This window comes from Shewanella sp. N2AIL, from assembly GCF_022690845.1.
Lineage (GTDB): Bacteria > Pseudomonadota > Gammaproteobacteria > Enterobacterales > Shewanellaceae > Shewanella > Shewanella baltica.
Genome location: NZ_JALBYT010000028.1, coordinates 1 through 18,549, shown reverse-complemented (window position 1 = coordinate 18,549; position 18,549 = coordinate 1). Strand labels below are relative to the sequence as shown.

The following is an 18,549-nucleotide window of genomic DNA, read 5'->3' as shown; positions in this document are numbered from 1 at the left end:
CAGAGTCACGCTATTTAACCTGTTTTCTGCATTTTTTTCGCTAAAACTGAGCAAGAAACGCGCCACTTCCCATTAATTCTTTAAATATTCGGCATTTAATTGAAGTAACTCAAATGCTGACTCAGTCACGGCTGCGAGAAAAGTGATGTCGATTGTCGCGACGGTATCCTCAGGGGTGTGATATTGGGGATGGGTCGGCACGCCAAAATACAGCCAAGGGATATTGGCTTTGTGGAAGGGATAATGATCCGATGCCCGCAGCCAGTCGGTACTTTGTATGCTACGGCCAACGGGTTTTGGATGCGTGAGCTTAATGCAAAGGCGGTTCTGTTGATTAAGTAGAGGTTTAAATTGATTGAACTGAGTGAAGTTTCGGCTGCCTTCAAGGTAAATCCCATAGGGCCTACCGGGATGACTCACCATGTCGAGGTTAATCATTAATTCAAATGTCGCCTCTGGTAGGCGGGTTTTGAGTTGTTCAACCAAGGCGATGCTGCCATAGAGTCCCGGTTCTTCGGCATCGGTTGCCACAAACATTAGATTCACCTTAGGCAAGGTATTGGGTTGCAGGGCAAATTGCTGCTGCCAATGTTTGGCAATGGCGAGCATAGCGGCGACGCCGGAGGCGTTATCATCGGCGCCGTGGTAAATCTTGCTGCCGCTCATGCCTAAGTGATCATAGTGAGCGACGATAATACGCCATCGATTCGTCGGCTCTGGCGCCATCGCGGTGGCGACCACATTGGCGCCGGTTTCTTGGGTGAAGAAGGTTTGGTATTCAAAGGGCACGATAAAGTCCGCTCCCCAAGGCTGTAAATTGAGATCTTCAAATTGCTGCTTTATATAGTCACGACTTTTTGCCGCACCTTGGGTTTGGGTTTTGCGGCCTTCAAATTCATCCGAGCTTAATCTTGTCACTGTCGCTTGTAACTCTGCTCGCTCGGCCCAAGTGAGTTTAAGCTCAGTGCGCGCACAGGTTTCTAGTGAGTTAGCGCAGCCGCTGAGAGTCGCTGCCACAAAGCAGGCCAGTGCGCATATGCCAAATCGTTGGGATTGATGTTTTATAGGACGCTGGATTTTGAAGTTTGCGAGCCGCTGACTAAGCCGTGTATGGTGGAATAAGGTCGATGGGCCTAGGTTTATACTGCTTAGGTTTATAACGCTTAGATTTATGCCGCTGAGGTTTTGGCTGCTTAGGATTAGGCAGATTGACTGATATAGGCTCGGTAACATACGGCGGGTAACAGGGAGCTGAGTACTATCACGCATGGATATTCCTTGTCCTTATTGCTGATGCCTTCGCCTGAAGATAACTGTCATCTTTGCTTAAAGCTGATCCGAATTCAACCTAAGTCGAGTTTAACCAGCGCCGTATTCAACGAGGGGCGAATATAAGCCAAGGCGACATGCTGCGTGAGTCGACTGTTCTTATGTCAGTGGCTGATTTTGATTGTGCCATTACAGAAAGTGGCTAGATGTTGAAAGCTTAGGCCTTATTCGCCAGCTTGTCTTATATCGCAGCTTATATAGAAGCTTAGGCTTATTGGAATACAGAATCGTCAGCATTGGCTCTTAAAACGAGTACTAGAATTAGTGCTAGCACTTTGCACTTAATATGATGAACTAAAAAAGAAGCGCAGTGCCTATGCGACTGCGCTTCTACTGTACTGAGACCAAGGGCTCGAAACTTATGCCTTGGCTTTATTGGCCTTTGCCATTTCAATATCCCGTTTTAGCAGTGGCTTTAAGAAGCGTGCCGTGTGGGAGGTTGGATGCTCGGCGACTTCTTCCGGCGTGCCTGTGGCTAAAATCATACCGCCGCCACCGCCACCTTCTGGGCCTAAGTCGATAATCCAGTCCGCCGTTTTGATCACGTCCAGATTATGCTCAATCACCACAATGGTGTTGCCGTGGGATTTAAGACGATGCAATACATCGAGCAGCAATTGGATATCGGCAAAGTGTAAGCCCGTGGTCGGTTCATCCAAGATATACAAGGTTTGGCCCGTGTCACGTTTAGACAGCTCTTTGGCAAGTTTCACCCTTTGGGCTTCGCCGCCCGAAAGTGTGGTCGCACTTTGGCCGAGGCGCACATAGGACAAACCCACATCCATCAAAGTTTGCAGCTTACGGGCAATGGCAGGTACGGCATCGAAGAAAGTGCGCGCATCTTCCACTGTCATCTGCAGTACTTCGTGAATATTCTTGCCTTTATAGCGTACTTCTAAGGTTTCGCGGTTGTAGCGCTTACCTTTACAGGAATCACAAGGTACATACACATCGGGTAGGAAGTGCATTTCGACCTTGATCAAGCCGTCGCCTTGGCAAGCCTCACAGCGGCCACCTTTAACGTTAAAGGAGAAGCGGCCGACTTGATAACCACGAGTTCGTGACTCTTGGGTTCCGGCAAAAATCTCGCGAATTGGGGTGAAGATGCCAGTATAAGTGGCAGGGTTAGAGCGTGGCGTACGGCCAATCGGGCTTTGGTCTATATCGACCACTTTGTCGCACAGCTCCATCCCTTCGATACGATCATAGGGTGATGGCTCATCCACAGTCGCACCGTTGAGCATTCTATGGGCGATCTTGAAGAAGGTATCGTTGATTAAGGTTGATTTACCTGAACCCGATACGCCCGTTACACAAGTGAAGAGGCCAATCGGTATGGTTAAGTCCACATTGCGCAGGTTGTTGCCACGCGCGCCAAATAACTCAATCACTTGAGTTTTGTCGAACGGAATACGCGGCGTATCGATATGAATGCAGCGCTTACCGGAAATATATTGTCCGGTGACTGATTCTTCACAGGCGATGATTTTCTCAATCGGGCCGTCGCAAATCACTTCGCCGCCATGAACACCTGCGCCAGGGCCTATGTCGATCACGTGATCCGCCATGCGGATCGCATCTTCATCGTGCTCAACCACAATTACTGTGTTGCCCAAATCCCGGAGGTGGATCAGGGTTTGCAGCAGACGTTCGTTATCCCTTTGATGCAGGCCAATTGAAGGTTCGTCGAGCACATACATCACGCCGACAAGTCCGGCACCAATTTGGCTGGCGAGTCGAATTCGTTGGGCTTCACCGCCCGAGAGGGTTTCTGCCGAGCGAGATAGGCTCAAATAATTGAGGCCCACGTTAACGAGGAAACCTAAGCGATCGCGGATTTCTTTTAAAATTTTCTCGGCGATCTGCGCCTTTTGGCCGCTAAACTCGACTTTCTCGAAGTAATCTAAGGCTTCGCCAATCGACCAAGTGGTGAGTTGCGGCAGATTGATATCGCCTAAAAACACATTACGAGCTTCTTCGCGCAGACGCGAACCACCACAGCTTTGGCAGGCTTGGGTATTGATAAACTTGGCTAATTCGTCACGTACCGAGTTGCTTTCGGTTTCGCGATAGCGCCTGTCCATGTTGTTGAGAATGCCTTCGAAGGGATGATTACGCACCACCACATCGCCGCGATCGTTGATGTACTTAAAGGCAATGCTATCTTTGCCTGAACCGTACAGGACGATTTTGCGAACTTTTTCGCTGAGCTGCTCATAGGGCACTTCGACGTCGAACTTATAGTGTTCGGCGAGTGAACTGAGCATTTGGAAATAGTAGAAGTTGCGTCTATCCCAGCCGCGAATCGCGCCGCCAGCCAGTGACAGCTCAGTGTTGCTGATCACGCGCTCAGGATCGAAAAATTGTTGTACTCCTAAACCATCACAGGTTTGGCACGCGCCGGCTGGATTGTTAAAGGAGAAGATCCTTGGCTCTAATTCTGCCATCGAATAACCGCAGTGCGGACAGGCGAAGTTGGCCGAGAAAATCAGTTCTTCGCCTTTTGCTTTACCAGTACCCGTGTCGTCATCCATGGTGGCGACGGTCGCGATGCCTCCGGAGAGTTCCAGTGCGGTTTCAAAGGATTCCGCTAAGCGTTGCTTGATATCGTCACGCACTTTAAAGCGGTCGACGACCACTTCAATCGTGTGCTTAACGTGTAAATCTAAGGTTGGCGGATCGGTTAAGTCACACACTTCACCGTCAATACGCGCACGGATATAACCCTGCGCCGATAGACCTTCGAGCAATTTAACGTGTTCACCCTTACGGGCGTTGACCACAGGCGCGAGCAGCATCAAGCGGCTGTCTTGGGGCATTTCTAACACTTTATCGACCATCTGGCTGACGGTTTGCGCCGCCAAGGGTTGATTGTGTGTCGGACAACGCGGCTCACCCACGCGGGCAAACATCAAGCGCAGGTAATCGTAAATTTCGGTAATAGTACCCACGGTGGAACGCGGGTTATGGGAAGTGGATTTTTGCTCTATGGATATCGCTGGGCTTAAGCCTTCGATATGGTCCACATCGGGCTTTTCCATCAAACTCAAAAATTGGCGAGCATAGGCTGACAGGGATTCGACGTAACGTCGCTGGCCTTCGGCATATAAAGTATCGAAAGCAAGGGAGGATTTGCCAGATCCCGATAAGCCCGTGATGACAATCAGTTTATCCCTTGGGATAGTCAGGTTGATATTCTTGAGATTGTGGGTGCGTGCGCCGCGTATTTCAATCTTATCCATCTATCGCTCTAATGCCATATGCTTAAAAAAATGAGCATAAGTATCGCACAGTTCCGCGGCTGAGTTTAGTTGATTCTGTGATCGGCACCAATCCTAGGGCTGGCACTGGCTTTTAATCACCTTGCTGACAGTGGCAGTTATGTACCGAGTGGATTAACTAAGATTAATGCGGTTGTTGCGTACTGACTCACAGGACAAATGTGAACACTATGTTAGACTCGTTTCCCTGTGCCTGAGCGTTAAATAGGGCAGAAAAATAAACATGTTAACCCGAGCACGGTCAATATAGGTCTGTGATAATCGGGATAAAAGTTAACTGTACAGGCAGTGGTTTAGGCCACTATTTCCTTTTGAGCAAATCCTTTTGGGTGTGGTAACATGCGCCCCTTAAAAGACTTCAATCCAGGGCAAAATCATGGGTAACAACGGACTTTCGGGTACTGAGAAAAAAGTCGCGTTTTCTTTAGCCAGTGTATTTGGTTTACGCATGATGGGCTTGTTTATGATCATGCCCGTCTTTGCACTTTATGGTCAGCACCTCGAAGGCTTCTCGCCGCTGTGGGTCGGTATTGCTATCGGCGCCTACGGTCTGACTCAAGCTGTGCTGCAAATCCCTATGGGGATTTTATCTGACAAATATGGTCGCAAGCCGATTATCCTTATCGGTCTGGTGCTTTTTGCCATTGGTAGCTTGATTGCCGCCAACGCTGATTCGATTTACGGCGTGGTGTTTGGTCGAGCAGTGCAGGGCATGGGCGCGATTGCCGCTGCCGTGTTGGCGCTGGCAGCGGATTTAACCCGCGACGAACAGCGTACTAAGGTCATGGCGATTATTGGTATGTGTATCGGCGGCTCTTTTGCGCTGTCCTTACTGGTCGGCCCGATTGTGGCACAACATGTGGGCTTATCAGGCCTGTTCTTCCTCACGGCGATTCTCGCTGTGACGGGCATGTTGATCGTGCAATTTTTAGTACCGAATCCGATTTCCCACGCGCCTAAGGGCGATACGTTAGCCACGCCTGCCAGACTCAAGCGTATGTTGACCGATCCCCAGTTGTTTAGACTCGATGCGGGGATCTTTATTCTGCATTTAGTGTTAACCGCAGTATTTGTGGCCTTGCCGCTGGATCTGGTGGATGCGGGGCTCGTGAAAGAAAAACACTGGATGCTGTATTTCCCTGCTTTTGTGGGCGCGTTTTTCCTGATGGTGCCGTTAATTATCATTGGGGTTAAACGTAAGAATACTAAAGCTATGTTCCAAATCGCCTTAGTGATCATGATAGTGGCGCTGTTGGCGATGGCTTTATTCTCTAACAACTTATGGGTGTTGAGTTTTGCCGTGGTGCTGTTTTTCACTGGCTTTAACTATTTAGAAGCTTCATTGCCCAGTTTGATTGCCAAATTTTGCCCCGTCGGTGAAAAAGGCTCGGCCATGGGCGTGTATTCCACTAGCCAGTTTTTAGGGGCCTTTTGTGGTGGTATGCTGGGCGGTGGCGCCTTCCAATTAGTGGGCGCGGTCGGGGTGTTTATCGTTGCTGTGATCTTAATGTCTATTTGGTTATTCCTGACATTGGGCATGGAAAATCCCGTGCTGTTAAAGAGTTACACCTTAGAAGCCGAAGTCAAAGACAAGGCACAAGCGCGGGATATGGCGGCTCAGTTATCACAGCTCATGGGCGTCGTCGAAGCGATCGTCGTGTTGGACGAGAAAGTGGCTTACTTAAAGGTTGATGAGCATTTCGATTTAAGAGAAGCACGAGCTGTGTTAGGCTCTGCTCAATAATATCTGGGTCTGCCGTGTGGTATTTGGGGAAGCTGATTTTCCTCTATGGCGACACAGATAAACAACATACTGAATTAATAGATTATTTAAAGAATCGCAGGAGATTTCAATGGCCAGTCGTGGTGTTAACAAGGTAATTTTGGTTGGCAATTTGGGACAAGATCCAGAAGTGCGTTATATGCCAAACGGTAATGCAGTCGCTAACATCACAGTTGCGACCAGCGAATCGTGGAAAGACCAACAAGGTCAACAGCAAGAGCGTACTGAATGGCACCGTGTGGTTCTGTTCGGCAAATTAGCTGAAATTACAGGTGAATACCTGCGTAAAGGTTCACAGGTTTACCTTGAAGGTAAACTGCAAACCCGTAAGTGGAAAGACCAAAGCGGTCAAGACCGTTACAGCACTGAAGTGGTTATCGATCAAAGCGGTAGCATGCAAATGCTAGGTAGCCGTGGTCAAGGTGGCCAAGCACAAGGCGCGCCAATGGGCGGCGGCATGCCACAAAACGCAGGTTACCAATCTGCACCACAACAAGCGGCACCAGCGCAAAATCAATATGCGCCAGCCCCTCAAGCTGCACCTGCTTACCAAGCGCCAGCTCAGCAACAATATGCTGCGCCAGCACCTGCTCAGCAGCAATATGGACAGCAACAAGCTCAACCACAACAAGGTGGTTATGCGCCTAAGCCACAAGCCGCTCCAGCGCCTGCTTACCAAGCGCCAGCAGCTCCGGCACAACGTCCTGCACCACAACCACAGCAAAACTTCACTCCAGATTTGGATGATGGCTGGGATGACGATATTCCGTTCTAATTTGGGATTTATCGAAGTGTAAAGACGGTATCGTCTTAAATGAACAAAGCCACGCGAGTCGTGGCTTTGTTGTTTCTGGTCTTTATGTTTTTAGTCTTTATGCCGTGAAGCCGTTAAACCCTTCATTTACATGACTATACGCTTGAGATAAAACCTAGAACGTGTAATCGAAGTTATAACGCATGCCCAGCATGATCTGGTCATTGGTTTCGCGGTATTCAAAATCTGTCTTTTGATATTCGATGAAGGTGCTGAATTGCGGTGTTTTATGCCACTCAAGCGTAGTGTTATAGGCGTTGTATTTAGCAGAGGTGATGTCATTGCCACCATCGTCGTATCTGGACACGCCCAGCTTGATTTTATAGCTGTCAGTGATGGGGTAGCAGGCGACCACATCGAGTGTTGAGCCATCCAATGTGGTTCCATCGACGTCGTCTTTTTCAATGTTTTGATAGGCCGCCGCGAGGTACAAGTCATTGAAACTTTTTGCTAGGGTGACGCCGACAGTGTTCTCATCTTTGCCGTCGTCTAACTCTTTGTTATAAAAAGCCGCGGCTATATAGATTAGGTCGGTTTTATAACGGATACCCGCGTTAACGAAGTCACTGCCGCCACTGCCTTTGTTGCCATCGAATTGTGCATCGGCCGAAAATAACAGGTCGCCAAATTCTTTACGATAGGTCACTAAGTTATTGAGTCTGAAGGGGCTCGCACTGTCATAGGCGAGTGGGGTTCCTGAGCGGTTAAAGATGTCGACGGGATCGGAAATGATCTCCTGAGTGACGGCTTGTTTACCTATGGCAACACTACCAAAAAATCCCTTTAATCCGACATAAGCTTTGCGTGCATCGCCAAAGTCGCCGTCATCTTTGATATCGACCTTAAATTCCCCTTTCGCAAACCCGACTAAGCCATTGCCAAGTTGGTGTTCTGCGGCAAAGCCAATTCGCGAGTTCGCATCGCCCACATCCCACACATCGTCCGAGTTAGTGTGGGTCAGGCCGAAAGTCGGGCGTAAAGAACCATAAAAATTAAACTGAGTATCCGATAAAACCGATGCCTCTTTTTCTTGGGCTTCGAGCATGGCGAGTCTTTGCTGAATTTGTTGTAATTCAGTGCGTAACTCGTCATTGGTTGCAGCGGTATCATTGGCTTGAACAGCAAAGATAGGTGTGGCAAAGCTCAGCACAAGCACGGCTGATGTTAGTTTGAACTGCTTCATTTATGTTTCCTTACATAACAACTACTAGCGTGCCGTTAATGGATTTTGTTGCCGATGGAACAGTACTGCTAGTAGTAAGGATCTGCACTTGTGATAGTGCTCAAGGAGGCGTCTCGCTCAGAGGCAAGGCGTCGCATATCTGCAGCGGGCAGATATGATTTGCCCGCTGGTTTGGGAAAGGTGTTGCCCTAAAACCCCGCTAATGCAGCGGAACTTTAGGTTAAGGAAAACTAGAGTATGCTTGCGGCCATTTTGCGGCGCAGGTAAGCAATTTGCTGCATGTGCGGCAAATTTTTAGGGCAGTTATCTTGGCAGCCGAGTAGCGTCATACAGCCGAAGACGCCGTCTTGATTGCCAATCACATGGTAGAAATCATCCGCGCTGCGGCTGTCTCTGCTATCCATTTCGAAGCGGGCAATTTTCATCATGCCAACCGCGCCGACAAAGGTGTCACGCATTTGTTTGGTGGCGCAGGCAGACACACAAACCCCACATTCGACGCAGCGTTCTAGCTCATAGATCCGCGCGGCTTCTTCAGGTGCCATTGGATTTTCGAGGCGATGAATGTCCTGATCATCGGGTTTAGGGTGCAGCCAGAGTTTTAAGCGTTCGGCTAATTCGCGCATAAATTTGCCCGTGTTCACCGACAAATCGCCAATCAGTTCGAAGCCGGGCAGTGGCATTAGGGTGATTTCGCCATTGGGATAATTCGCCGTTAACGTGCGACAGGCCAATGTGGGGAAACCATTGATCACCATGGCGCAACTGCCACAGATGCCCGCGCGGCAGACAAAGTCAAACTGCAGTGAGGGATCTTGTTGTTCACGCAATTGATTCAAGGCGATAAACACTGTCATGCCCGGTGTTTCAGTCAACTGATAACGTTCCATCTTTGGCTTGTCTTGGCCATCTTGCGGATCGTAGCGGAAGATATTAAAGCTGATTTGACGGCTCATAGTGGTTTATTCCCTACCGGTTGGGCTGGAGTGATCGCTAAGGTATCGCTGAGGCGTCCATTGGGAGCCTGCAGATGACTTGGCAGCTCGTATGGCATCAGGGCTCGCTGCAGTGTGTTTCTATCGGGATCGTCACCTAAGCGCGCGAGCACTTGATTGATTTCTTGTACGCGTTTTTCGGTATCAGGATGGGCAATAGTGTTATCGTTGCCGTAGCCTCGGTATCCCGGTGGTAGCTCCATTTTCATCACATCTAACGCTTCATAACGCAGCACAGGTTCCAGTGACTCGGCATCTGGCCAAGTTGCCAGCGTGCGGTTGAGCCAATCTTTATCATTGCGTTGTGGGTAATCTTCCCGTGAATGGGCGCCGCGACTTTCAGTGCGAGCCTCTGCGCCACAGGCGACGGTGAGAGCCACTTTCAACATACGAGTGACGCGTAGCGCTTCGACTAACTCAGGATTAGCGTGACGTTTTTTACATTTAAGACCAAGATTTTTTGCCCGCAGCAGTAAGTCTTTCAGGCCTTTGATGGCTTTATCTAATTCGGGTCCATTACGGAAGATCCCGACGTAGTTCATCATGATGCGTTGCATTTCTTTCTTTATTTGGAAGGGGTTTTCTGTACCGTTGCCTTCGACCAGTCCATCGATTTCTTGCTGTAATTTATCGATGAATTTTTGAGTCAGCGCAGTATCAATTTCTAAATCGTTATTCTCACAAAAATCAGCCACATATTTGCCGATGATCATGCCGCCGACCACAGTTTCTGCCACCGAATTACCGCCTAAACGGTTAAAGCCGTGCATGTCCCAACAGGCCGCTTCTCCGACGCTGAACAGCCCCTTGAGTTGTGGACTCTCGCCTGTGGCATTGGTGCGTACGCCGCCCATAGAGTAATGCTGGGTTGGCCTGACGGGGATCCAATCTTTGCAAGGATCGATACCAAGGAAGTAATCACAAATCTCTTTCACTTCGCGCAGGTTAGTTTCGATATGTTCACGGCCCAGCTGCGTAATATCCAGCCACAGATGTGGGCCATAAGGGCTTTCGACGCCATTGCCTTTGCGCATGTGTTCTGTCATGCGGCGTGAAACCACATCACGAGAGGCGAGTTCTTTTTTCTCGGGTTCGTAATCTGGCATAAAGCGATGGCCGTCTTTATCACGCAGAATACCGCCATCACCACGACACCCTTCAGTGGTAAGGATCCCCGCGGGCACTATGGCGGTGGGGTGAAACTGCACCGCTTCCATATTGCCTAAGGTGGCGACACCTGTGTCGAGTGCTAACGCTTGGCCTATGCCTTCGCAGATGGTGGCATTGGTCGATATTTCATAAATCTTGCCATAACCGCCGGTGGCGATGGTGGTGGATTTGGCCACATAAGCGCGCAGTTCACCTGTGACTAAACAGCGGGCAATCACGCCATGGCAGCGCTTGCCGTCATGGATAAGCGACAGGGCTTCAATCCGTTCGTGTACTGGAATGCCCATAGAAATAGCTTGGTTATCCACTGCATACAGCAAAGAGTGGCCAGTGCCGTCTGCGGTGTAACAGGTACGCCATTTTTTAGTGCCACCAAAATCGCGGGCATTGATCAGGCCGTGAGCTTCTTCGGCCTCATTGAGCGTTACCCTTTGCGCATTCATGATGACTTCGCGCGGGCCGGCGGAAATCCTTGACCAAGGCACGCCCCAGTTGGTGAGTTCGCGGATCGCTTTCGGTGCAACGTGGGCAAACATGCGGGCGACGTCTTGATCGCAACCCCAGTCAGAACCTTTGACTGTGTCTTGAAAGTGAATGTCTTCGTTATCGCCCATGCCTTTAACGGTATTGCCTAGGCTGGCTTGCATTCCGCCCTGTGCGGCGGCCGAATGTGAACGTTTTGCGGGAATTAACGATAGCACTAAGGTATCTAGGCCTCGCTCTTTGGTGGCAATTGCGACTCTGAGACCTGCCAATCCTGCGCCAATGACTAATGAGTCTGTATAAATGATTTTCAAATCAGATCCTTATCTAATAATTTAGATAACATTTCATGGATTTATCATTGCACTCCTCGGGCATAGATGCGCGGCAACTATGTATCAGAGGAGGATCCGTATGTTGTTTGTCTTGCTATACAGGCTAAGTGCGCCGATAGCGTCATGCCCATTACTGAGGAATAAACGGTTGTACTGGCAGAACTAATTCGATACCAATATTGATATAGGTCACTAGGCTTAATGTGCCTAAACACAATAAATAGACGATCAATACTTGCGCTATAGTGCGGATAAGTGGGCGGTTACTACTCACACCCCACTTTAATATCACTCGGTATAAACCAACGATGCCGTGGAATAACACGATAGGTAAAAACACCACATATAAGAGCCAAGCGTTATCGTGGTAAACCCGTTCGGCCGAAAGGTGAGGGCCAATATCAGGGTTTAAAATCATAGTGGCAAGATGGGCTGACACTAAGAAAAACAGTAAGAAACCGGTGATCATCTGCCAAAACCATGCTTGGGTATCTCTATGCTTGATACTCGACATGAAGCCACGCATCGCTCGCCATTGGCCTAATTGCACTGGAAAACGACGTAGTGCGGTGGCGGCATGTACTGCAACAATCACCAGCATAATGACTGAAATGATCTTGGTCACTATGGGGAAGCCATGACCCGTCGAGCTAAACATACTGCCTTCTAAGAATTGCACCATGTGAAAGAAGGTTTCTTTACCAAATAAAATGCTCGCCTCGAAATGCATATGAAATAACAGGAAAATACCCAATATAAGCCCTGTCGCACTTTGTAAGCAGTCTGCTTTAGCCGACCAGGCTTGGCCAAATGGTCCGCCGTTAATGGCGGTAGGAACACGCGTTTTCGCTGACATTAATTCACCTCTTACCAGGTTTGTGGTGGCGTGAATGTACCTGCATCACGCCAACACAAAGTCTTTAGATCCAGATTAAAAGAAGAGGGTTAATCCAATTATTGGCATTAGCCCTTAGAACACTTTGGGTAAAGTTGCGCTACAGCATCATGCCGCCAAACAGGAAGGCCAATGCCACGCTGGTGGCAATCGTTACTACGCCAGGGACCAGGAACGGATGGTTAAATACCGCCTTACCAATCCGCGTCGAGCCGGTATCATCCATCTCAACCGCAGCTAGTAGCGTGGGATAAGTAGGCAATACAAACAGCGCGCTGACGGCGGCGAAAGAGGCTACGGCAGTTAAAGGACTCACGCCAATGGCTAAGGCCGCAGGCATCAGTGCCTTAGTGGTTGCGCCTTGGGAGTAGAGCAACATGGAGGCAAAGAACAGGGTGACCGACAATAACCAAGGCTGACTTTGCAGTAAGGTGCCTGCTAAATCTTTGATTTCCTCAATATGATTCGACACTAAGGTATCGCCTAACCAAGCCACACCTAACACACAGACACAGGCTGACATGCCCGATTTAAAGGTGGCCGCATTGGAGATTTCACTTGCGTCTAACTTACAGAAAATCGTGATAGCTGCAGCTGCTGTGAGCATCAGCACCATAATGGCGGCGTCGCGCGGCAGTACAGGGTCAACAATCAAGCCGACTTTGTCAGATATCGCAGTGGCGTAGGCCATCACAGCCGCAATCGCCAGCAAGAAAATCATCACAGAGCGTTTTGCGCCGGCTTTAATCTTGATCTCAGTTTTACCGCGTGTTTTGACTAAGCCCTTAGCTAAACGGTCTTGATAAATAGGATCATCAGCCAGCTCTTTACCCATTAAGTTAGCAACAACGGCGCCGACCATACAGGCTAAGAAAGTTGAAGGAATACATACGGCTAACAGTACTAAATAGTCCACGCCAAAGGGTTCTAGAATGCCTGAGAAGAACACAACTGCCGCCGAAATCGGTGAAGCGGTAATGGCAACTTGGGACGCGACAACGGCGATAGAAAGAGGACGAGAGGGACGAATACCTTGCTCTTTTGCGACTTCGGCAATAACAGGTAAGGTTGAGAATGCGGTGTGGCCTGTTCCAGCAAAGAGTGTCATGAAATAAGTGACTACAGGTGCCAGAAAAGTGATTTGTTTTGGATGCTTACGTAATAATTTTTCTGCCAGTGAGACTAAATAATCCATCCCTCCTGATACTTGCATGGCCGCAATCGCGGTGATAACCGACATAATGATGAGGATCACATCAATCGGAATATTGCCCGGTTTGAGTCCCATCCCTGCGGTCAGTATCAGTACCCCGACACCGCCCGCAAAGCCGACTCCCATGCTACCCATCCTTGCACCTAGGTAAATGGCCCCGAGTACGATAATTATCTCTAATATAATCATAGTGTTAACTCTATTTTGTTTTTAATTTCAATAGCCTGCGCATATTCACTATGCGCTGGCTTATTCTTGAATCATCGAGTTTTGGGCTGGGGAAGGCTCCCCAGCCCCACTGAGTTACACTTTGGCTTTGCTGCTGCGTTTAGCTTGATACTTAGGATTCATCAGGTTTTCAATCGAGAGAATGTCATCGAGTTCTTCAACCGTTAACAAACCGCGTTCGAGTACCACTTCACGGACATTTTTACCCGTTTGGGCGCAAATCTTGCCGATGATGTCACCCTCATGGTGGCCGATGATGGGGTTAAGGTAGGTCACGATCCCGATGGAGTTCATCACATGGGCCATGCAGATCTCTGGGTTTGCAGTGATACCTTCAACGCATTTCTCACGTAGGGAGATACAGGCATTACCCATTAAACTGAGTGACTCAAACATCGCCTGACCAATCACAGGTTCCATGACGTTAAGCTGTAACTGGCCCGCTTCGGCGGCCATAGTGATAGTGATATCGTTGCCGACAATCTTAAAGGCAACCTGATTGACGACCTCAGGGATCACAGGGTTAACCTTAGCTGGCATGATAGAAGAACCCGCTTGTAATTCAGGCAGATTGATTTCCTTCAGACCTGTACGTGGACCCGATGACAGTAAGCGTAGGTCATTACAAATCTTGGACATTTTAATCGCCATGCGCTTAATCGCACTGTGCAGCATGACGTAGGCACCACAGTCGGAGGTCGCTTCGATTAAATCTTCCGCTGGCACATAAGCACGGCCAGTGATTTCAGCCAGATGTTTAATGGCGAGTGAGGAATAACCCACTGGCGTGTTAAGGCCGGTGCCAATGGCCGTTGCGCCTAAGTTCACTTCTAACAGCAATTCTTGGCAACGCTTGATGGACTTAATTTCTTCTCGCAGTGTGACAGCAAAGGCATGAAACTCTTGGCCTAGGGTCATAGGCACGGCATCTTGCAACTGAGTGCGGCCCATTTTTAAGACGGTTTTAAACTCTGCGGCTTTAGTGTCGAAGGCACTGATAAGGTCAGTTAATGCATCTAGCAGAATATCGGTACTGTTGATGACCGCAATACGGAAGCCTGTTGGATAGGCATCGTTGGTCGATTGGCACTTGTTGACATGGTCATTAGGATTGATGACATCGTAACGGCCTTTTTCAAGCCCCATGATCTCCAGTGCAACGTTGGCTAATACCTCATTGGTATTCATGTTGATTGAAGTGCCTGCGCCCCCTTGATACACGTCGACTGGGAATTGATCCACAAATCGGCCCGTTGTGAGTATCAGATCGCACGCTTCAATAATCTTGTCAGCGATTTCAGGACTTACAGCGCCTAATTCGCTATTGGCCATGGCAGCTGCTTTCTTTGTTAGCATCATGCCACGGACTAATTCAGGTACATCGGAAATTTTTTGATTACTCAGCTTAAAGTTTTCGATGGCACGTAATGTATGTATGCCGTAATAAAATTCATTGGACACTTCTTTCGTTCCCAATAAATCTTCTTCGATCCGTACGCTATTAGTATCTTTCATTTCGATCCTATTAAATCCGGTTAATAGTAAGATATATCTCCGAGTATTGAGTTGTGGTGCGTACATAAGTATGCGTAACACTTCAAAAATAACTCATCGAAAACATGAAGGAGAATCGTCTCCTTGACTATCGACACAGATCTTAACGCTTTGGCAATAACAGGATTTAGATGGGGATCACTTAACTGTTTGAAATGGTAGATTTGTTTTGTTTATTAGATAAGCATCTCAACTCGGTTAGCTAGTGTGAGCTATTACTTTTTGATGCAAATTAGCTATGGATTTGTTATTCGTTAACCAATAGGCGACATATTTACTCAGGGTGTTTTTGAATTTAAATAAACCGTACGCTATTTAATTTCCACTTTATCAATCGCGAATAATCATTGATTAGTTAAATCTACTCAATAATAAATGCATAGTGTTTTATTTAAGTTTTAAATAATCAATTAGATAACGCTAAATTTGTTATTTCATTTTAGTGAGAATTATCACGGTTAGACTTAAATAATAGTGCACACTGTGGAGCGTTTATTATTAATAAAAGGATGTAAGCATGAATTTTTCAATGCGTAAGCTCTTGCTCTCGATCACCTTAGGGTTAGTTCTCTCCTCTGCGGCGCAGGCGCTTCCACAGGTACGGATCATTGCCACGGGTGGCACCATTGCCGGAGTAGGGCAATCGGCCACTGAGTCTAACTATCAGGCTGGTGAAGTGGGTATTAGTAGCTTAATTGCGGCCGTGCCTGAAATGAAACAGCTTGCCGATATTCAAGGTGAGCAACTGGTTAAAATCGGTTCGCAGGACATGAACGATAAAGTTTGGCTAGCGTTAGCCAAGCGCATCAATCTGTTACTGGCCGATAAAGAGGTCGACGGTATCGTCATCACTCACGGCACCGACACCTTAGAAGAAACCGCTTATTTTCTAAACCTCACCATCAAGAGCGATAAACCTGTGGTACTGGTTGGCGCTATGCGTCCATCAACCGCCATGAGCGCCGATGGTCCGATGAATCTGTATAACGCCGTCGCGACCGCCGCGAACCTTGAATCTAAAGGTCGAGGCGTATTAGTGGTGATGAACGATACCGTATTGAACGCCCGCGACGTCACTAAGACTAATACCACAGGTGTGCATACCTTTGCTGCGCCTAACTTTGGCCCGCTTGGCGTGATCCATAACAGCAAGATTGAATATATGGGTAATACTGAGCGTCAACATACTACGCAAACGCCTTTTGATGTCAGCAAACTCGACAAGTTACCGCAGGTAGGCATAGTGTATAACTACGCCAATGCCAGTGATTTACCAGCCAAAACCATGGTTGAAGCGGGTTTTGATGGCATAGTCAGTGCCGGTGTGGGTAACGGTAATATCTACCACTCTATATTCGATGTTTTAGCTAAAGCGAGTCAAAAAGGCACCTTAGTCGTTCGCTCTAGCCGAGTGCCCACTGGTGCAACGACACTCGATGCTGAGATAGATGATGCTAAATACGGTTTTATTGCAGCAGGTAATCTGAACCCGCAAAAAGCCCGTATATTGTTGATGCTATCTTTAACGAAAAGCAAAGATCCACAGCAGATCCAACGTTGGTTTCAACAGTTTTAGGATCTCAGTTGAGTGGCTAATACTTAATAAGATTGATGTTTGCTAGATAAGCCAGCGGCAACATCCGACTGGCTTTTTTATCGGCAGAGCTTGAGGTCTTCAATAAAAGCCTTAGAGAATAGTCTCGGTGATCCATTTTGAACGGTTTATCCTATATTATTAATCGCAGCTTGATACAGCCTAGCTGTAACGTTGAGTATTGATAATTTACTGTGAATATAAAACTTGATTCGTGATTGAGTAAAACTATATATTAAGGATGTTATGTTTTTTTAGTATTATTATATAACCTAAAGTATATTTACGTCTCGTATTTATAATTAAGCTTCATGTCTTATGTTGATGCTTTAAAATTACAAAATTTACTATGATCTCGATGATGTCTATCATATGACAATTTATCCACATCGTTAGCCAATTTCTTTTCGATTTTTCAAAAGTAAAGATGGTGAGTTTATCAGTTAATTTACATTTAAGTATTTGGTTTGTTTGTAATTGTTTTTTGCTATATGTTCTTCGATTGTATTTTTTAGTTGATTTATCAAGGTAACAAGTATTCTGTAAAAGTATAGTGATTTAGAGTCAACTCTTATCCAAGAGCTATTTATTGATACCATTTTTTTATGTGGCTATTTCTTTGGTTAAAATAAAAACGGATAAATTACTGTTAATGGTTATTGTAAAGGGAAAGCAAAAAGTAGAGGGTTTTATTTTAAATGTATAACCTAGCTATTTGTTATCAGGTGAAAACTTATAATTGCAATCTCAACTAAAATTATATTATTCCTACGACACACAATTTCACTCATTCGTAGAGGTTCGACGATGAGAATTATGCTGTTAAATGCTGCTTGCATGTCCATGTGAACTCATAGCATGAGTGTCGTTATGACTTGTTTCTATCTCCTGCCGCTGAATTTGTAATAAAAGAGTTATATGTATCCTTTTTTTTCTTAGAGCCATATAGCTTCGGAGTTGTCATGAAGAGGTAAGAGCATAAAGCCAAAATCGTAAATCCCCCCACTTTTTTGGTCTAGGATTGAGATGATGATATCTATCTTTTATTCTTAGCAGAGAGTATCTAGGTATCATTTTAAGATACATCTATTCAACTTATTATTTATTAAGGTTTTTATATTTTTAATCTAGCGTAAGTTGTTGAATGTTGAATGTTGAATGTTGAATGTTGAATGTTGAATGTTGAATGTTGAATGTTGAATGTTGAATGTTGAATGTTGAATGTTGAATGTTGAATGTTGAAGTATGGTGATGTTTTTTTCATGATTAATACTGACGAATTGCAACAATATAATATTTAAACTATATATTTACAGGTATTCAATAGCAGAACGATGAGCATAACCTGCTTTCTAATTGTTTAAAGTTAACTAAATTCAATTAGTTATTGTGTATTTTAATGCTGTTATTAGTGAGTTGCTTGATGACATTTCTATCACTGTATGATGATGGAGTTTTGCTTTTCGACTATTCAATGTGAAATTTAGCAAAGGTGAAAGTAAAAGGATTGCTGAACATTTCTAATATTCCGTATATATAATAATTTAGCAAAAAATGCAGGAGAAACTAGGGCTTGTTGATCTTTCGTGATGGATTATTAGACAGCATGATGGGCTGGTATAATTACTTTCGCCAAAAACTAACCATGACAACCCATCATGCCAAGAACAATGTTAACAGACGAGTACTGGT

Annotated in this window: 11 protein-coding genes; 3 read left to right on the top strand and 8 right to left on the bottom strand. The window is 46.7% G+C overall.

Annotated elements, in window-relative coordinates; translation table 11 throughout:
• Positions 1-72: 72 nt before the first annotated feature.
• Positions 73-1,269, bottom strand: coding sequence for a M20/M25/M40 family metallo-hydrolase (locus MO387_RS15670; RefSeq protein WP_242326375.1), 1,197 nt, complete (start codon positions 1,267-1,269; stop codon positions 73-75).
• Between the two features lie 419 nt (positions 1,270-1,688).
• On the bottom strand, positions 1,689-4,571 hold the full coding sequence (uvrA, locus tag MO387_RS15665) for an excinuclease ABC subunit UvrA (RefSeq protein ID WP_012586712.1): 2,883 nt from the start codon (positions 4,569-4,571) through the stop codon (positions 1,689-1,691).
• 415 nt (positions 4,572-4,986) lie between these two features.
• Here uvrA and MO387_RS15660 point away from each other — a divergent pair, with 415 nt between their 5' ends.
• Entirely contained in the window at positions 4,987-6,354 is a 1,368-nt protein-coding gene (locus MO387_RS15660; RefSeq protein WP_006083193.1) for an MFS transporter, read from the top strand.
• 109 nt (positions 6,355-6,463) lie between these two features.
• Positions 6,464-7,168: a single-stranded DNA-binding protein gene (gene ssb / locus MO387_RS15655; RefSeq protein ID WP_006083192.1), complete on the top strand. Its 705-nt coding sequence runs from the start codon at positions 6,464-6,466 to the stop codon at positions 7,166-7,168.
• A gap of 154 nt (positions 7,169-7,322) precedes the next feature.
• Here the strand turns inward: ssb and MO387_RS15650 are convergent, their stop codons facing one another.
• The 6 genes from MO387_RS15650 to aspA form a co-directional block, all read right to left on the bottom strand.
• Positions 7,323-8,390, bottom strand: a complete 1,068-nt coding sequence (locus MO387_RS15650; protein WP_242326374.1) for a porin — start codon at positions 8,388-8,390, stop codon at positions 7,323-7,325.
• Between the two features lie 230 nt (positions 8,391-8,620).
• Positions 8,621-9,346, bottom strand: coding sequence for a fumarate reductase iron-sulfur subunit (locus MO387_RS15645; protein WP_107402682.1), 726 nt, complete (start codon positions 9,344-9,346; stop codon positions 8,621-8,623).
• Positions 9,343-11,352, bottom strand: a complete 2,010-nt coding sequence (locus MO387_RS15640; RefSeq protein WP_006083149.1) for a fumarate reductase flavoprotein subunit — start codon at positions 11,350-11,352, stop codon at positions 9,343-9,345. The genes MO387_RS15645 and MO387_RS15640 overlap by 4 nt, the downstream gene beginning before the upstream one ends.
• 151 nt (positions 11,353-11,503) lie before the next feature.
• Positions 11,504-12,229, bottom strand: coding sequence for a fumarate reductase cytochrome b subunit (locus MO387_RS15635; RefSeq protein WP_006086136.1), 726 nt, complete (start codon positions 12,227-12,229; stop codon positions 11,504-11,506).
• Positions 12,230-12,368: 139 nt separating this feature from the next.
• Complete coding sequence (locus tag MO387_RS15630; protein ID WP_006083147.1) at positions 12,369-13,670, bottom strand: anaerobic C4-dicarboxylate transporter; 1,302 nt, start codon at positions 13,668-13,670, stop codon at positions 12,369-12,371.
• Positions 13,671-13,784: 114 nt separating this feature from the next.
• On the bottom strand, positions 13,785-15,224 hold the full coding sequence (aspA, locus tag MO387_RS15625) for an aspartate ammonia-lyase (RefSeq protein WP_242326373.1): 1,440 nt from the start codon (positions 15,222-15,224) through the stop codon (positions 13,785-13,787).
• Positions 15,225-15,780: 556 nt separating this feature from the next.
• On the opposite strand from aspA, the gene ansB reads away from it, so the two are divergent.
• Positions 15,781-16,839 (top strand): L-asparaginase 2, encoded by a 1,059-nt coding sequence (ansB, locus tag MO387_RS15620; protein WP_242326372.1) that lies wholly within the window; start codon positions 15,781-15,783, stop codon positions 16,837-16,839.
• Positions 16,840-18,549: the final 1,710 nt, after the last annotated feature.

Bases quoted from the DNA above. Each gene is read 5' to 3' on its own strand.
- MO387_RS15670 (WP_242326375.1), bottom strand. From the start codon at position 1,269: ATGCGTGATAGTACTCAGCTCCCTGTTACCCGCCGTATGTTACCGAGC.
- uvrA (WP_012586712.1), bottom strand. From the start codon at position 4,571: ATGGATAAGATTGAAATACGCGGCGCACGCACCCACAATCTCAAGAAT.
- MO387_RS15660 (WP_006083193.1), top strand. From the start codon at position 4,987: ATGGGTAACAACGGACTTTCGGGTACTGAGAAAAAAGTCGCGTTTTCT.
- ssb (WP_006083192.1), top strand. From the start codon at position 6,464: ATGGCCAGTCGTGGTGTTAACAAGGTAATTTTGGTTGGCAATTTGGGA.
- MO387_RS15650 (WP_242326374.1), bottom strand. From the start codon at position 8,390: ATGAAGCAGTTCAAACTAACATCAGCCGTGCTTGTGCTGAGCTTTGCC.
- MO387_RS15645 (WP_107402682.1), bottom strand. From the start codon at position 9,346: ATGAGCCGTCAAATCAGCTTTAATATCTTCCGCTACGATCCGCAAGAT.
- MO387_RS15635 (WP_006086136.1), bottom strand. From the start codon at position 12,229: ATGTCAGCGAAAACGCGTGTTCCTACCGCCATTAACGGCGGACCATTT.
- MO387_RS15630 (WP_006083147.1), bottom strand. From the start codon at position 13,670: ATGATTATATTAGAGATAATTATCGTACTCGGGGCCATTTACCTAGGT.
- aspA (WP_242326373.1), bottom strand. From the start codon at position 15,224: ATGAAAGATACTAATAGCGTACGGATCGAAGAAGATTTATTGGGAACG.
- ansB (WP_242326372.1), top strand. From the start codon at position 15,781: ATGAATTTTTCAATGCGTAAGCTCTTGCTCTCGATCACCTTAGGGTTA.